Source organism: Pseudomonas sp. PDM17 (assembly GCF_014851985.1).
Classification (GTDB): domain Bacteria; phylum Pseudomonadota; class Gammaproteobacteria; order Pseudomonadales; family Pseudomonadaceae; genus Pseudomonas.
On sequence record NZ_JACVAT010000008.1, the window covers coordinates 124470 to 138003 of the forward strand.

The 13534-nt window shown below is 64.3% G+C and carries 15 protein-coding genes; 9 read left to right on the forward strand and 6 right to left on the reverse strand.

Going from position 1 to position 13534, the window contains the following annotated elements; translation table 11 throughout:
• Positions 1-37: 37 nt before the first annotated feature.
• Complete coding sequence (locus IB256_RS25620; protein WP_285888146.1) at positions 38-1060, reverse strand: GlxA family transcriptional regulator; 1023 nt, start codon at positions 1058-1060, stop codon at positions 38-40.
• A 456-nt stretch (positions 1061-1516) separates the two neighbouring features.
• On the opposite strand from IB256_RS25620, the gene IB256_RS25625 reads away from it, so the two are divergent.
• A complete protein-coding gene (locus IB256_RS25625) occupies positions 1517-2542 on the forward strand; it encodes an ATP-grasp domain-containing protein (RefSeq protein WP_225601955.1) in 1026 nt (341 codons plus the stop codon).
• Positions 2543-2574: 32 nt separating this feature from the next.
• On the opposite strand, the gene IB256_RS25630 is transcribed toward IB256_RS25625, so the two are convergent.
• The 3 genes from IB256_RS25630 to IB256_RS25640 all read right to left on the reverse strand — a co-directional run bounded on the left by IB256_RS25630 (position 2575) and on the right by IB256_RS25640 (position 5041).
• On the reverse strand, positions 2575-3801 hold the full coding sequence (locus IB256_RS25630) for an MFS transporter (protein ID WP_285888145.1): 1227 nt from the start codon (positions 3799-3801) through the stop codon (positions 2575-2577).
• Positions 3802-3825: 24 nt separating this feature from the next.
• Positions 3826-4566 (reverse strand): SDR family oxidoreductase, encoded by a 741-nt coding sequence (locus IB256_RS25635; protein WP_225601956.1) that lies wholly within the window; start codon positions 4564-4566, stop codon positions 3826-3828.
• A gap of 106 nt (positions 4567-4672) precedes the next feature.
• Positions 4673-5041, reverse strand: a complete 369-nt coding sequence (locus IB256_RS25640) for a hypothetical protein (protein ID WP_192404599.1) — start codon at positions 5039-5041, stop codon at positions 4673-4675.
• A gap of 365 nt (positions 5042-5406) precedes the next feature.
• On the opposite strand from IB256_RS25640, the gene IB256_RS25645 reads away from it, so the two are divergent.
• Both IB256_RS25645 and IB256_RS25650 read left to right on the forward strand, forming a co-directional pair.
• Positions 5407-5598 carry a hypothetical protein gene (locus tag IB256_RS25645; protein ID WP_192295596.1) on the forward strand — a complete coding sequence of 64 codons (192 nt, stop codon included), beginning with the start codon at positions 5407-5409 and terminating at the stop codon, positions 5596-5598.
• Positions 5599-5779: 181 nt separating this feature from the next.
• Positions 5780-6616 (forward strand): PhzF family phenazine biosynthesis protein, encoded by an 837-nt coding sequence (locus IB256_RS25650; protein ID WP_192295595.1) that lies wholly within the window; start codon positions 5780-5782, stop codon positions 6614-6616.
• A 33-nt stretch (positions 6617-6649) separates the two neighbouring features.
• Here the strand turns inward: IB256_RS25650 and IB256_RS25655 are convergent, their stop codons facing one another.
• Positions 6650-7576 (reverse strand): transporter, encoded by a 927-nt coding sequence (locus IB256_RS25655; protein WP_225601957.1) that lies wholly within the window; start codon positions 7574-7576, stop codon positions 6650-6652.
• Positions 7577-7735: 159 nt separating this feature from the next.
• On the opposite strand from IB256_RS25655, the gene IB256_RS25660 reads away from it, so the two are divergent.
• Complete coding sequence (locus IB256_RS25660) at positions 7736-8644, forward strand: alpha/beta fold hydrolase (protein WP_192404600.1); 909 nt, start codon at positions 7736-7738, stop codon at positions 8642-8644.
• Positions 8645-8673: 29 nt separating this feature from the next.
• On the opposite strand, the gene IB256_RS25665 is transcribed toward IB256_RS25660, so the two are convergent.
• Entirely contained in the window at positions 8674-10557 is a 1884-nt protein-coding gene (locus IB256_RS25665; protein WP_192404601.1) for a hypothetical protein, read from the reverse strand.
• A 411-nt stretch (positions 10558-10968) separates the two neighbouring features.
• Here IB256_RS25665 and IB256_RS25670 point away from each other — a divergent pair, with 411 nt between their 5' ends.
• The 5 genes from IB256_RS25670 to IB256_RS25690 all read left to right on the forward strand — a co-directional run bounded on the left by IB256_RS25670 (position 10969) and on the right by IB256_RS25690 (position 13474).
• Positions 10969-11556 (forward strand): hypothetical protein, encoded by a 588-nt coding sequence (locus IB256_RS25670; protein WP_081516919.1) that lies wholly within the window; start codon positions 10969-10971, stop codon positions 11554-11556.
• Complete coding sequence (locus tag IB256_RS25675; RefSeq protein WP_192404602.1) at positions 11553-11948, forward strand: hypothetical protein; 396 nt, start codon at positions 11553-11555, stop codon at positions 11946-11948. The genes IB256_RS25670 and IB256_RS25675 overlap by 4 nt, the downstream gene beginning before the upstream one ends.
• A 31-nt stretch (positions 11949-11979) precedes the next feature.
• Positions 11980-12300 carry a hypothetical protein gene (locus tag IB256_RS25680; RefSeq protein ID WP_192404603.1) on the forward strand — a complete coding sequence of 107 codons (321 nt, stop codon included), beginning with the start codon at positions 11980-11982 and terminating at the stop codon, positions 12298-12300.
• A 64-nt stretch (positions 12301-12364) separates the two neighbouring features.
• Positions 12365-12883 (forward strand): hypothetical protein, encoded by a 519-nt coding sequence (locus tag IB256_RS25685; protein WP_192404604.1) that lies wholly within the window; start codon positions 12365-12367, stop codon positions 12881-12883.
• A 111-nt stretch (positions 12884-12994) separates the two neighbouring features.
• Complete coding sequence (locus IB256_RS25690; protein ID WP_192404605.1) at positions 12995-13474, forward strand: hypothetical protein; 480 nt, start codon at positions 12995-12997, stop codon at positions 13472-13474.
• Positions 13475-13534 lie beyond the last annotated feature (60 nt).

A 13534-nucleotide genomic window follows, 5' to 3' on the forward strand; every position in this document is an offset into this window, starting at 1 on the left:
GAGCAGTACTGCGGGCCCGCAGACCGGCCCGTCCTGCTCACTTCGCCGAGCGCACGCAGCCGAAGCGCACTTCCTTCGACGGCGAATGGCCGAAGAAGGACGTGTAGCACTTGCTGAAATGGCTGGGCGAAACGAAGCCGCAAGCCAGCGCCACTTCCACCAGCGACAGGTCGGAATGCTGCAGCAGACGCCGGCTTTCGGTGATGCGCAGCTCCAGGTAATAGCGCACCGGCGAGGTTCCCAGCTGCTCCTGGAACAGCCGCTCCAGCTGGCGCTTGGAGCGGCCCACGCACTCGGACAACTGGTCGGTGCTCAGCGGCTCCTCGATGTTCGCACTCATAAGGTTGAGCACGTCGCGCAGCGGCTGGGTCATCTTCTCGTGCAGTGCCGGGCGGGTGCGGCGGTAACGCGATTCCTCGAAGGCGAGGATGTCGACTATGCCCTCCACCAGCTCGCGGCCGTGCAGGCTGTGAATCCACTCCAGCACCAGGTTGAAGGCACCGGTCGGGCTGCCGGCGGTCAGGCGGTTGCGGTCGAGGATGTAGCTCTCGGCGGTCACCACGCTGTTGCGCGCAACCTCCGCCAGCGAGGCACGGTTTTCCGGGTGCAGCGCGCACTTGTACCCATCCAGCAAACCGGCCTTGCCGAGGAACCAGGCGCCGTTCCACAGACCCGCCAGGACGATGCCGCGCTCGTCGGCGAGGTGCAGCAGACGACTCAGGTTGGGCATGTCCTTGAGCGGCGTGCGCAGGCCGCCGCAGACCACCAGCAGGTCCATGTCCAGGTATTTGCTTTCCAGCGCGGACGCCGGGCAGATGACCAGCCCGAGGTCGCTGGTGACCGACCCGCCATCGAGGCTGTAGGTGCGCGTGGCGAAGGCACCTTCACGGATCAGATTGGCAGTGACCAGGGTGTCCAGCGCCTGGGTGAAGGCCGGGAGGGAGAAGTTCTCCAGCAGGACGAAACCGACCTTGCGCGGGCGCTGCGGCTCGGCCTTGCGATCGCCGACGAAGCGCAGGTTCTGCCCCTGCATGGACTCGCTGAACTGTCTTCTTTCCACTGCTGCGTACCTTTGCCAATTCTTGTCGGCAGACAGGGATCGCTCGGGCCATCGCCCGGCACAGAGCCTGTCCCGCCTCTTGTGGAGGGGGATTATACAAATGCTTCCGCCTCCGGATACCGACGTGCGACCTGCCCGCGAATGGCACTTACGAATACTCCCTCAAACTTCACTCCCGACACCTGCACCACGTGGCCAGCACGAGCATCTCCGGCGCAGCCCAGTGGACAGCGCATCACTGCAAAAACCCAACCTGATCTTCACGAATTCTTAAGCAGTCTGCGCGCAGCCTCGAACTACAGCGCGGTAAAGGATGGCAGGAGGCCAGGCTGGAAGACTCGGGCTCGACGCTTGCCCATCGGGTTGACGGACAAGCACGGAGCCACGTGAGGGTTTGAAGAGAAGGATGTGATTGTTCTGCCCTGTTCATTGGCGTACTGCTGGCAGAGTATTCAATTGGACATTCAATCGACTCCGGGTCGCCCGCCGACCTATCTGGTCACCGCCATCGGATCGTTCTGCGCCGAGGCGGTCATCCATTCGCTGCGCCAGGCCGCCAGAGCCCGCGTAGTGGGCATCAGCACGCTGCCTCGGGAATGGACCGCCACTTCGGCCCTGCTGGACGCCTTCCATCGCGCTCCGCCCGCCAGGGACGTCCCCGGCTACATCGCCCGCGTGCTGGACATCTGCCGGCTGGAGCAGGTGACCCACGTGCTGCCGCTGATTGACCTGGAGGTCGACGCGCTCACTCTTCACCGGCAGGAGTTTTCCACCCAGGGCGTCGTCCTGTGCATGGCTCCCGCCGAAACCGTCCGCATCAGCCGGGACAAATGGCTGGTCTATGACACCTTCCGGGATCACTCGCTCATCCACCCGATTCCGACCTGGAAGATGGAAGATCCCGAGGTGGATGGCCTGCCATTCCCGCTGCACGCCAAGCCACGCGATGGCCGAAGCAGCGAAGGACTGGCACGAATCCTCGATGCGGATGATCTGGGCTACCTGCGAAAGAAGCTACGGACTCGACCCTACGTCGTGCAGCCACTGCTGGATGGCGATGTCCACGTGGTGGATATCGTCCGCCGACGGGCTACCGGGCAATGGGCCGGCATGGCGCGCAAGGAGCTGGTACGAACCTCCAACGGTGCGGGTGTCACGGTCAGGATGCTCGACGAACCGGCACTGCTCGACGCCGCCGCCCAGGTGGCGATTGCACTGGATCTCGACGGCTGCATCAATATCGAGTTCCTGGTCGGAGGCGACTGGCCGCTGGTGATGGACGTCAACCCGCGTTTTTCCGGCGGGGTCGCGTTCAGTCATCTCTCCGGTTACGACATGGTGACCAACCACCTGCGCTGCTTCTCGGGAGAGGCACTCGATCCTCCCGTGGTCCCGGCGCCGGCTATCCATGCACGACGTTACGTGGAAACCACCTTTGCACTGCCCGATGACCTGGATACGCGGACCTTACTGGCGAGCTGAGGGTGGTACGGTCGCGCCACCGACTCCGGGCATCAGACACAAACCCCGGCAGCGCGCCGAAAGCCCAGCCAGACCAACAGGGCCGCCAGGACCTGACTGCAAGCAAAGAGCAGGAACACCGCCCCCGTGCTCCACTGCAAGACGAGCAGGCTCCCGGCGACGGCGGGCGAGATGATCGCCCCCAGCCGCCCGGTCGCCAGCACCAGCCCCACGCCACTGGCGCGAATCGCCGCGGGGAAGGACTGCGGCGCGAGGACGAACAGCGCCGCGATCGCGCCATTGAGCGCCATCCCGGCGATGACGCCAACGGCAACCGGCAGCGCCGATTCGGCGACCAGCGATGCCATCAGCACCATCACCAGCGCGTTGAGCAGCAGCAGTCCGAGCAGTAGAGCCCGTCCTCTACTGCGGTTCGCCGACAAGCCCACCAGCAACGCGCCGAACATGCCACCGCAGGACAGCAGCAGCCCATCGACGGCCCCTTGCTGCTCGCTGAATCCGTTGCGGACCATCAGTGTCGGCGTCCAGCTCATCACGAAGTAGAAGCTTGCCATCGCCAGGAACAGCGCCAGCGCCAGCGATGCGGTCAGTCGCCACTGCCGGGCAGCGAACAACTGCCCGTAGACCTCGCTGCGCGGCACTCGCGGCGTGGTGGCTGCGAGCCGGATGAACTGCGGCGACTCGCGCAGCCAGAATGCGCCCGCCACCGCGCCAGCCAGCGTGACTCCGCCACCGGCCAGGAATACGTAGCGCCAGCCGATCCATTCATTGAACTGGTGCGCCAGCAGCCCGCCCAGGCCCGCGCCCAGGGCAAAGGCGACCGATTGCAAGGCAATGGCCAGGTTCCTCCGGCGTGGGCTGGCCGACTCGTAGGCCAGCACATTGGCACCCACCAGCACCGCGCCGATGCCCAGACCGGTGAGCACCCGCAGAAGCAGCAGCTGGTAGTAGTCCTGGCTGCAGAACGACAGCAGCATGCTCAGGCCGCTCAACGACAGCGCCGCCAGCAGCAGTGGCCGGCGGCCGTGCAGGTCAGCCCGGGAGCCGAGCAGCGAGCCGCCGGCCATGCCCAGCAGGCTGGCGCTGAGCAACACGCCAAGCTGGCCCGCACCCAGCCCCCACTCCGCAGACACGCGGCTGCCGGTAAAGGCCATCGCCATGGCGTCCAGCCCGTCGATGACGTTGAAGAGCATGCACAGGACAACGACGCTCCACCGCGTGGGCACGTCTGCGTCGCTATGGGTCAGGTCCTGGGGCACAGAGCGTTCCTGGGGCTTCGGGTATTACAGGGCATAGCCGCCATCCAGCGTCAGGCTCGAGCCGCTCATGTGGGCCGCCGCCGGGCTGGCGAGATACGAGACCAGGCCGGCAATCTCCGCAGGCTGGGCGACTCGTCCCAGCGGGACGAGTTCAGCCAGCGCTTCCAGGTGCGCCTGCGTCATGTCCGTCGCGGTCGGGCCGGGCTGGATATTGTTGACGGTGATCCCGCGCGGCGCCAGGTCCAGCGCCAGCCCTTGCACCAGCCGCGCCACGGCGGCCTTGGTCATCGAGTACACGGCGCCCTCCACCGATGTGCGGCCGGATGCCGTGTTGCTGCCGATGGTGATCACTCGCCCACCGTCCCGCATGCGAGCCACGGCGGCCTGGATCGAGAGGATGACGCCACGAATGTTCACATCGAGCATCAGGTCGAGATCCTCGACGCTGAGCGTGTCGATACGCGCCAGCCGCAGCACGCCGGCATTCACCACCGCCACATCGAGCTCGCCGAAGTGTTCGACCGCCTTCGACACCGCATTGCGAATGGCGCCGGCGTCAGCGCTGTCAGCCTGGATGGCAATTGCCCGACCGCCGCCGGATTCGAGCTCGGCGACCAGCGCCTGGGCGCTGTCCGGCCGCGACACATAGGTCAGCGCCACCGAGAAGCCGTCGGCGGCAAGCTGCCTCGCCGCCGCCGCGCCGATGCCTCGGGAGCCGCCAAAGACCATGGCAACCTTGTTGCGAGCTGTTTCGTTGCTGTTCATCGTCTCACCCGTATTGGCTCATCAGCGCAGCGCTTGCCGCCCGAAGGCCCTGCAAATCGTAACAATCCCCGGACGCCACAAGCGAGGTGCCCTCCGCAAACGGGCATCAGGCGATGCCCGAATCCTGCGACGAAGCCACACGCTTGCCCAGCGGCGTTCTGCCGAAACCATCGGCGGCAAGCGTCTGCTGTGCCGGTACTTCCGAGTTCACACGCATGCCCAGCGGGGTGCGACTGAAGCCATCTTCGGCAAGGGTCTGCTGCGCCGGTACTTCCGGATTCACGCGCATCCCCAGAGGGGTGCGGCTGAAGCCATCTTCAGCCAACTGCGGAGCTGCGCTCTTGTCAGCCAGAGGCGTCAGCTGGAAGCACACGGCGCTGTGGGAGCAGCTGGCCTCGGCAGCGGCATTGGCGTGCACAGCCACGCCGGCGAACGAGAAGGCAACGGCGGTCAGGAAGGTCTTCAGATTTTTCATGGCATCGATCCTCAAGGGTAAGGGGGCAGCTCATCCGGGAGGGACACAAAGCACTGGTGAACCTTGAGGTGCTTGCCGTGCCGCTGAGCTGTTGGAGCCCATTAAGAGCCCTTGGGGTATCTGCACCGTGTCGAAAACAGCCGCCGCCATTTCCGCAGATGTCAGAGCGGTCGCCAGATACAGTGGAATACAGAGGGACCGAGCGGGAGGCCGGAATGAGCGAGCGTCGAGCGTGTAATCACTTTCCTACAGGTCGTGACTGGATTTCGCGCTCTCATCTCCTAAGCCCCGGCGAATAATGCCGCCAAGGGAATCCACTTCCCTGCTTGCTTTCCTCTCATTGAATACCCCCAGAAGGATGTTCCATGCGCACCTTGCTCGCAGTCACCGTCACCGCCTTCCTCCTGGCCGGCTGCTCAAGCCCGGCGCAGCGGATGTCCACCTGCCTGGCGCAGGGAGTCAGCCGCGAGGCCTGCTACATGGCCGAGCAGAACCGCCAGACCGCCATCACCGCCGCGGCAGAAAAACAGGCGCTGGAGAACGCCAGAAACCAGTAGGAACGGCGCTGCGTAACTCCCGTGGCGACGTTCGTTGTTACGCGGGTTCGAAGTCGCCACCACCGCGTCAACGGCATCTGCCGACAGCGTCGGGATCCGGCATCCTGTTAAAATCCTTGCGTAGCGACTAGCCTCGCCGTCCGGTCCGGGCTGATCCGCCGTTGCCTATCAAGGAAATCTGATGCCGCTTTCCCTGCAGTTCGAACAGGTCGATGTCTTTGCCGAACACCCCCACGAAGGTAACGCGCTGGCAGTCGTGGTGGCTGCCGACGAGCTGACTACCGAGCAGATGCAGGCCTTTGCGCGGTGGACGCAACTCAGCGAGACCACCTTCCTGCTGAAGCCGAAAACGCCGGAAGCGCATTACCGCGTGCGCATCTTTACACCGCTGCGCGAGCTGCCCTTTGCCGGCCACCCGACGCTGGGCAGCTGCAAGGTATGGCTGGATCAGCAGGCAGCCCCCGAACTTGCCGAGATCATCCAGGAGTGCCCGGCGGGCCTGGTTCGTATCCGCCGGCAAGGCCCGCAACTGGCGTTCTCCGCCCCGCCGCTGCTGCGTAGCGGGCCGCTGGATGCGGTGACGCTGAACCGTATCGAACAAGGCCTCGGCCTCGCTGCCGGGCAGGTCCGTGCCAGCCAGTGGGTAGACAACGGCCCCGGCTGGGCTGGCGTGCTGTTGGCCAGCCGCGATGAAGTGCTGGGGATCAGGCCCGACTACGCCGCACTGCAAGGGCTGAACGTCGGTGTCATCGCTCCGTGGACGGGCCAGGACGCTGAAGCCGACGTGGAAGTCAGAGCCTTCATGGGCGAAGAATGCAACGAGGACCCCGTCACCGGCAGTCTCAATGCCGGCCTGGCTCAGTGGCTGATCGGCGCGGGCACCCTGAGCGACCGCTACACCGTCAGCCAGGGCACCGCCCTGGGACGCAGGGGTCGACTGCAGATCGAAAGCATCGGCGCAATCCTGTGGGTCGGCGGAGCGGTACAGCGCTGTATTTCCGGCAGGGCTCTCTTCTGATCGGCGATCAGCAAGGGTGACCGCCACAAGGATTCAAAGCCCGCCGCCGAAGCGGTACTGCCAGGCGATACCCCAGACGTCATAGGTGCTGCCGGTGCGGGTATGCGCGCCGTTGCTGGCGAACAGTTTCAGCGAATGCTGGCGGCTCACCGGCAACGCGAGGGTGCCGCCGTAGCGCGAGTTTTCCTGGAAGTCATGGTTGCCGACGCCATCGATCCTCGTGCTACCACCCTCGAAGTAGGTGCCGTCCAGCGCCGCCCAGACGCCATTGGCGAAGGCGTAGATCAGGTGCGTCTGCACCTGGTAGACCGGGTTCTGGGACAGCTCCCGGCCGCCGTAGTAGTCGTCGTTGTCGGTGAAGAAGGTTGCCGCCGTGGACAGTTCCAGGGTCACGGCGCCGATGCGTTTGGAGATGCCCAGTTCCGGCTTGAACGACCAGCGATTGTTGCCCAGGTTGATCAGCCTGCCCGGATCGTATTGGCCCAGTGGCGGCGTCACCGCAAAGCTGGCGCCGATGATGACGTCCTGCTGGTAGCCGGGGAATTCGGCGAGGGACATCGCCGGGGCGCCGTAGAGATTGACCGAGAAGCGCAGCCGGGGATCGATCAGGCCGCTGACGTCGCGCTCGCGGGGTTCGCCGGCAAACAGGGCGGAGCCTGTCAGGTGAGCTCGCGGCAGGACGATATCGAATTTCCCCGAACGGCCCCAGACGTCCAGCGAGCGGGCAAAGGCGAAGACGGTCGTGCGGATATCGAGCCTGGCATCCGTCAACTGGGTCGATGGGTTGGCGGTCACGCTGCCATCCATGTCGCTGTATCCCAGGATCAGGAAGTTCATCCCGACCGGCGTATTGGCGTAGGTCCGGGGCTCGAGGTCTTCGGCGACGGCGTGGGAGCCCACTGCGATCAGCGACGCGGATACCAGGCGAACGAGCCCGAGGACATGAAGTTCGCGTTTCATCATCACCCGCTGGCCGGAAGTCTTCCTAGGTCAGATCAGTGTAGTAGCGGATTGGCCGCTCTCGGGCGGATTGCGCGGCCTCGAAGCGCGATACCCCAAGCCCGTGTGGGAGTCGCAAAGCCGGCTACGCTCCTCCAGTCTACCTCTGGAGAGTTCACCATGATCCGCTCCCTGCTGACCGCATCCCTGCTGGTGATCCTGAGTGTTCCGGCCCAGGCCGGCGTAGTGGCTTTCCCCTCCTCCTTTCGTACCCAGGACGTTGCCGTAGAGGGCGCGACCATCCACGTGCGCGTTGGCGGCAAGGGTCCGGCGGTAGTGCTGCTGCACGGGTTCGGCGATACCGGCGACATGTGGGCGCCGCTGGCGACTGACCTGGCCAAGGACCACACCGTGGTGGTGCCGGACCTGCGCGGCATGGGTCTGTCGTCGATCCCCGCCGCCGGCTACGACAAGAAGACCCAGGCCGGCGACGTTCGCGCGGTACTGGCGTCGCTGGGCATCGAACATTCGGTGGTGGTCGGCCATGACATCGGCACCATGGTCGCGTACGCCTACGCCGCCCGATATCCGCAGCAGACCGAACGCTTGGTGGTGATGGACGCTCCCGTCCCCGGCATCCCGCCGTGGAACGACATTGTTCGCTCGCCGATGCTCTGGCACTTCGACTTCGGCGGCGCGGACATGGAGCGCCTGCTGGCCGGGCGCGAGCGCATTTACCTGGACCGTTTCTGGAACGAATTCGCCGGCGACCCGCACAAGGTCGACGAAGCCACCCGGCAGCACTACGCCAAGCTCTATGCCCGACCCGGTGCAATGCATGCGGCCTTCTCCCAGTTCCGCAGCATTCGCCAGGATGCCGTGGACAACGAGGCGTCGAACAAGACTCGGCTGACCATGCCGGTGCTCGCCGTCGGCGGTGAAAAATCCTTCGGCGCCAACGAGGCCATCGTCATGCGCAACGCCGCCGACAACGTCACCGAGGTGGTGGTGCCGGGCGCCGGGCACTGGCTGATGGAAGAGGCGCCAACCCAGACGATTCAGGCGGTTCGAAAATTCATGTCGCCTTGATCCTTGGAAAATGTGCGGCAGCCTCTGGCCTAGCGATACCAGTACGGAGTGCGCTTCGCCGCCTCCGAATTCGGGAACCGGCGGTGCAGCAACTGGAAGGCAACCTGGCCACTGGGCTGCTGGCCCAGCATGCCGCCCGCTTCCCCCCGGTTGAGGCGAACAACCTGCCCGAGTGCCTGCGCCATCAGCTCCTGGTCAATCAAGAGCCGTTTCAGCCAGCTATCGGACTCGCTGTCGACCCACTCTACGATGTCGCGGCTGATGGTATGGCTCAGGCCATTGCCCTCCACCAGCCGGGGCATCTCATCCCAGGCGACAAGTCGCCCCAGATGGTCATCTGGCGAGTCCGGGCTCATCCTGAACAAGACAGGGGGCACAACGGCAGCAGGCTTGGTCCGAGACGTGGACGCGTAGTTTCGATCCAATGCGCCCAGTACATAGCCGTGCATGCCGAGGAACCGATCCCATTTTTGCGGCAGCAGCAACCAGGCCTGCAGGTCCTGCTCTATGGCCATCGAATAGGCGAGTTCACGTGGCAGGTCTCGCCTAGGCCTGGAGTTGCGCTGTTCGATTGCGACATCGTCTTCGTTCACATCCGCCGTCACCAGCCAAGTGGACATCTGCGGATTGTCCAGGGCGATCAGCTCCAGGCGAATCTGCTGTGGCAGCGCCTGGCCAAGCCGCAGGTCAATGGCCGGCGCCTGCTCCGGCGCAACTTGCTGCAACAGCGGAAGCAAGTGCATGGCCTGTTCCACATTGCCCAGCGCCACATGTCGCGCAAAGGCTGTCATGACCAGTGCCTTGCGCATCTCTGGCGTAAGAGCGGGGGTTTCCGCCAGCCGTGCAAGGTTGGCGGCCGACAAGAGATTGAATGCGCGCGCGGATTTGGCCTCCACCTTGTTATCCCGATGGATAGTTATCAGCTCTTCGAGTGTCGACGCCAGATAGGTGCGAGCCACGTTCACCCACGGCGACAGGTCGACCGGCGATAAGCGGGCGACCCCGGCAATCGCTTCCAGGCGAGCGGCAGAATCATCGGGCCAGGTCGGCGGGTCAAAGCTTGCAAGCAGGGTTGCCCAGGACCAGTTGCGAATGACCATGCGCTGTGCGGAAACCGGCAATTGCTGGAACAGCAGCGAAAGATCGGAAATCTGTTCTGCCCCCATCCGGCTCGCTACCCAGCGCGTCGGCGCTGTCACCGCCCACGCCGCGTATTCACTCTGGGAGGCACTGCAGCGTTCCACCCTGCTTTGCCAAAGCTGGAACAGCCCGGCTGCTTTTGCATCGGTCTCGCCAATGGGCAGGAGTGCCTGTGCCGCAACCGCCCATGCGATGCCGCCGGTTTTCTCGTAACGCTTCCAGGCCAGGTCTTTCAGCCGGGCAAACGCCGGCAGCCGGGGGTCGCCCGCCTGCATCAGGTGGGGGACTATTGCCCAGGGAGCATCCGAAGCGTTCATGACCAGCTGCAACCAGGTCCACTGCGGTGAATAACTGTCAGCATCGCTGAGCCAGGAATCCACGGGCTTGGAAATCCTGCCGGCCAGGTCCAGCCCGACAATGGCATCGAACTTCTGCTCTGGTTGCAGTGGCGAGCCATCGACCTGTTCGGCAATCCACTGGTGCTGCTCCGAGAGCACGGGCTCGTCTTCCGGCGGAAGAACGTACTGCCATCCGAGTTGAAGTTCACGAAGATGCCAATCCGGCAGATCACGCCAGAGACGATAGAGATCCAGCGTGGCGCCTACATCATCGATGCCATGCCAGTGGTCGCCGCCGGAATAGAGCGTGTCGTATTTGCGTAGGGCTGCTTCGACCATCTCCCTGGTGTTGCTGTATTGCCCCGAGCAGTACTCCGCTGACCAGAGCAGCGAAGGGAACAGGATCAGCATCACTGCCGCGAGCAGGCGCACCATGGGCTCTCCTTGAAGGTGTCGTATCAGTCCCTGAGCTCCGGCGCTCATCCATCTCGTTGGCCGAACCGTCGATAGACGATAGCTCCGACATCGCAGGCCTGCTCCAGCCTTTGTGATAGCAGGCATCGCTGGACTGGCGCGATTCGGGTTCAGTCAGAGGCCATATCCAGTGCGGCGGTTTTGAACACGAAATGTACCCATCGTATGCACATTGAACCGCGCGGAACCGCAGGTTTCAGCGATCCGGACCGTCTACAGCCGGCGTCGTATCAACGCGAAAACTTCACTGCCGTCTGTCACAAAATTCCTACAAGCAGGTTGACCATCAAAATCTGCGCCTCTAGTTTCCTACCCTTCTTTCGCCGGGGTGCGCTGCGCTCAGGCGATCACAACGGCAAAGGAATGTCCGATATGTTCAAGCCCCTCAGGCCCTGGCTGCCTGCTCTGCTGCTTTGCAGCCCGCTCGCCGCGCAAGCGGAAGGCCCCTCTGGCGATTTCTGGCTGATTCACCAGCAGGGCAGCCTCTACAAGAACGAAATCTTCGTCATCGATGGCGACCCCGCCAACATCTACGACCGCAAGAACGGCGTGCGCTCGCTGGGTGTCTACGAATTCTACGAGGAAGGCGCCAAGCCGACCTTCACCGCCTATGACGTTGAGGTCGACTGCGCGAAGAACCGCGTGCGCCTCAACGGCGCGCAGAACTACGACAAGTTCTACAACGACATCCGCCCGAAGAAGGTTTCCAAGGAATGGCAGAAGAAGCCCGAGGCGTGGATCGCTCAGAGCCGCGACTTCCTCTGCAAGCCGGACGCCCACGTTGAACAGAAGATGTACCCGCTGGGCAAGATGCCCATGCTGCAACTGGTCTCCGCTGCTCCTGGCCTGTTTCAGCTGCGCAACCGCGAGCACGCCAAGAACCTGATTCTGGAAATGGTCGACAAGGGCTTCGAGCAGATGCCCGTGAAGAACGCACCAGCCAAGGAGGGCGTGCAATGAAAGGACTACTCGCACTGGGGATGATCGCCATCCTGCTCGTCGGCTGCTCCGCCATTCCCACCCTGCCCGAGGCGCAGGCCCGCAGCTACTGGAAGGGCCGCCCGGCCGGCGACGCCATCGACCACTTCGGCGCGCCCAGCGACATCGGCCTGGCGCCGGAGAACGACTGGGTCGTGCTGATCTATCGCCGCGACACCTCCTACGTCTCCCGCGAGGCGCTCGGCACCTACACCGGCCCGCAGAACGGCCAGCTGGTGCATACCGAGTACTGGGGCGATGTGGTCCATTCGGCCAGCTGCGAGATCCGCGTCGCCATCAACCGAGCCCGGCAGGTGGACTACTTGCTGACCCGCGGCAATTGCGGCGGCATCGCACTGAAGCCGGAAGCCTGAGCCCAGCCCCCCTCAAGGACGAGACAAAACCATGGCTAACCTGAACTATCTGGCGAAAGCCGTCTTTGCGCTGCTCGGCCTCCTGGCCATCGGCTCGCAGGCCTCTGCCGAAGAGGTCAAGGTGACGGAACTGCTGCGCAGCGGCTACGAAGTGAAAGCCGCCTACGTGGCGCCGGGGCGGGTCACCCAGATTCATTTCCTGATCCTGCAGAAGGGCACGTCGGTCTACCAGTGCGGTACCTACGAGGCCAGCTCCCTCGCCCAGCAGTTCTACGACTACTCCAACACCTACTCCTGCTCGGCGGTTGGTGACTGGGTACCGAAGAACGCGATTCCCGGCCTCAAGCAGTAATCCCGCGAAGGTCAGCATCCACGATGCTGACTGGACCGCCCCCCAGCCAAGGATGAGCCTCCCCATGAAACTGCGCGTGCTGCCCGCCAGCCTGCTGCTGGCCTGTACCCTCGCCCAAGCCGCCGAGCAACCGCCGGTGCCCAAGCCCCTGGAAGAACAGGTGAGTCGCCTGGTGGAGCTGTACAAGGACAGCTTCGCCACCGGCTACCCCGAAGCCACCCATGTGCAGGCCCTGAAGACCGGCCAGGACAGCGAGATCATCCTGGCGGTGTTCACCATCGAAGGCTTCGACATGGGCAACAACTACTGCCAGTACCTCGCCGTCTTTTCCTCCACACCCAGTGAAGAAGGCCAGGAGCACTACAGCCTGCTCGATGCGATGCAGATCGGCGGCGGTGGCTGGCGTTCGGTCGAGAAGCTGGACGCCCGGCTGGTTGCCGACCCGGCGGGCAAGCGTACCCTGATCGACATCCCGGTGATGGAGAACAGCGACGACGATGCGCCGAACTTCCCCAGCCGCGCCGGCGTGATCCACCTGGCCCTGGAAGGGTCACAGGCACCGCGGCTGGTGGAGCAGAAATGAGGGGGTGCGCCTGAAGTACCAGGCCCGATACCAAGTCGATAACAAACCGCTCTAAATTTCTCTTCCTGGCGGCCGCCATTGCGGATAACCCTCCTCAACGGAAATCCGTCCATGACTACCATCAGCGCCGTCAGCGCCACCAACGTTCGCTACACCACCACCTCGACTTCGGCCGCCTCGACCTCTGCCACGAGCAGCGAGGACAGCGCCACCAGCGATGCCACCAGCACTTCCCAGACGACGGCCAGCTCTTCGGCACAGGCGGCGGGTGGAGCAGCTGGCGGCGGTGCCGCCGGCGGGGCGAGCGGCAGCTCCGACAGCAGTTCCGACACCACCCTGGAGAAACTCAAGCAGGCCATGGAGCAGGCGCAGAAGGAGCTGGAAGAGGCCGAGCAGGAACTGGCCAAGGCCAGCCAGGGCGGTGGCCAGACCGAGGAAGAGAAGCAGGCCCAGCAGATCGCCGCGCAGGCTGCCCAGGCACGCGTCTCGTCCGCCTCGGCCGCGGTAGCGGCGGCCACCGCGGCCTACTCAGAAGCCCTGACCGAGTCCGGCAGCAGCACCAGCGGCACCTCGGTGAATACCACCGTCTGAACCACGCTGGCAGTGGTTGGCACTTTCGCCAAAGGCGCCAGGAACCGCCACCGCCATCCC

Bases quoted from the DNA above. Each gene is read 5' to 3' on its own strand.
- IB256_RS25670 (WP_081516919.1), top strand. From the start codon at position 10,969: ATGTTCAAGCCCCTCAGGCCCTGGCTGCCTGCTCTGCTGCTTTGCAGC.
- IB256_RS25635 (WP_225601956.1), bottom strand. From the start codon at position 4,566: ATGAACAGCAACGAAACAGCTCGCAACAAGGTTGCCATGGTCTTTGGC.
- IB256_RS25660 (WP_192404600.1), top strand. From the start codon at position 7,736: ATGATCCGCTCCCTGCTGACCGCATCCCTGCTGGTGATCCTGAGTGTT.
- IB256_RS25640 (WP_192404599.1), bottom strand. From the start codon at position 5,041: ATGAAAAATCTGAAGACCTTCCTGACCGCCGTTGCCTTCTCGTTCGCC.
- IB256_RS25675 (WP_192404602.1), top strand. From the start codon at position 11,553: ATGAAAGGACTACTCGCACTGGGGATGATCGCCATCCTGCTCGTCGGC.
- IB256_RS25680 (WP_192404603.1), top strand. From the start codon at position 11,980: ATGGCTAACCTGAACTATCTGGCGAAAGCCGTCTTTGCGCTGCTCGGC.
- IB256_RS25665 (WP_192404601.1), bottom strand. From the start codon at position 10,557: ATGGTGCGCCTGCTCGCGGCAGTGATGCTGATCCTGTTCCCTTCGCTG.
- IB256_RS25655 (WP_225601957.1), bottom strand. From the start codon at position 7,576: ATGAAACGCGAACTTCATGTCCTCGGGCTCGTTCGCCTGGTATCCGCG.
- IB256_RS25645 (WP_192295596.1), top strand. From the start codon at position 5,407: ATGCGCACCTTGCTCGCAGTCACCGTCACCGCCTTCCTCCTGGCCGGC.
- IB256_RS25650 (WP_192295595.1), top strand. From the start codon at position 5,780: ATGCCGCTTTCCCTGCAGTTCGAACAGGTCGATGTCTTTGCCGAACAC.
- IB256_RS25685 (WP_192404604.1), top strand. From the start codon at position 12,365: ATGAAACTGCGCGTGCTGCCCGCCAGCCTGCTGCTGGCCTGTACCCTC.
- IB256_RS25690 (WP_192404605.1), top strand. From the start codon at position 12,995: ATGACTACCATCAGCGCCGTCAGCGCCACCAACGTTCGCTACACCACC.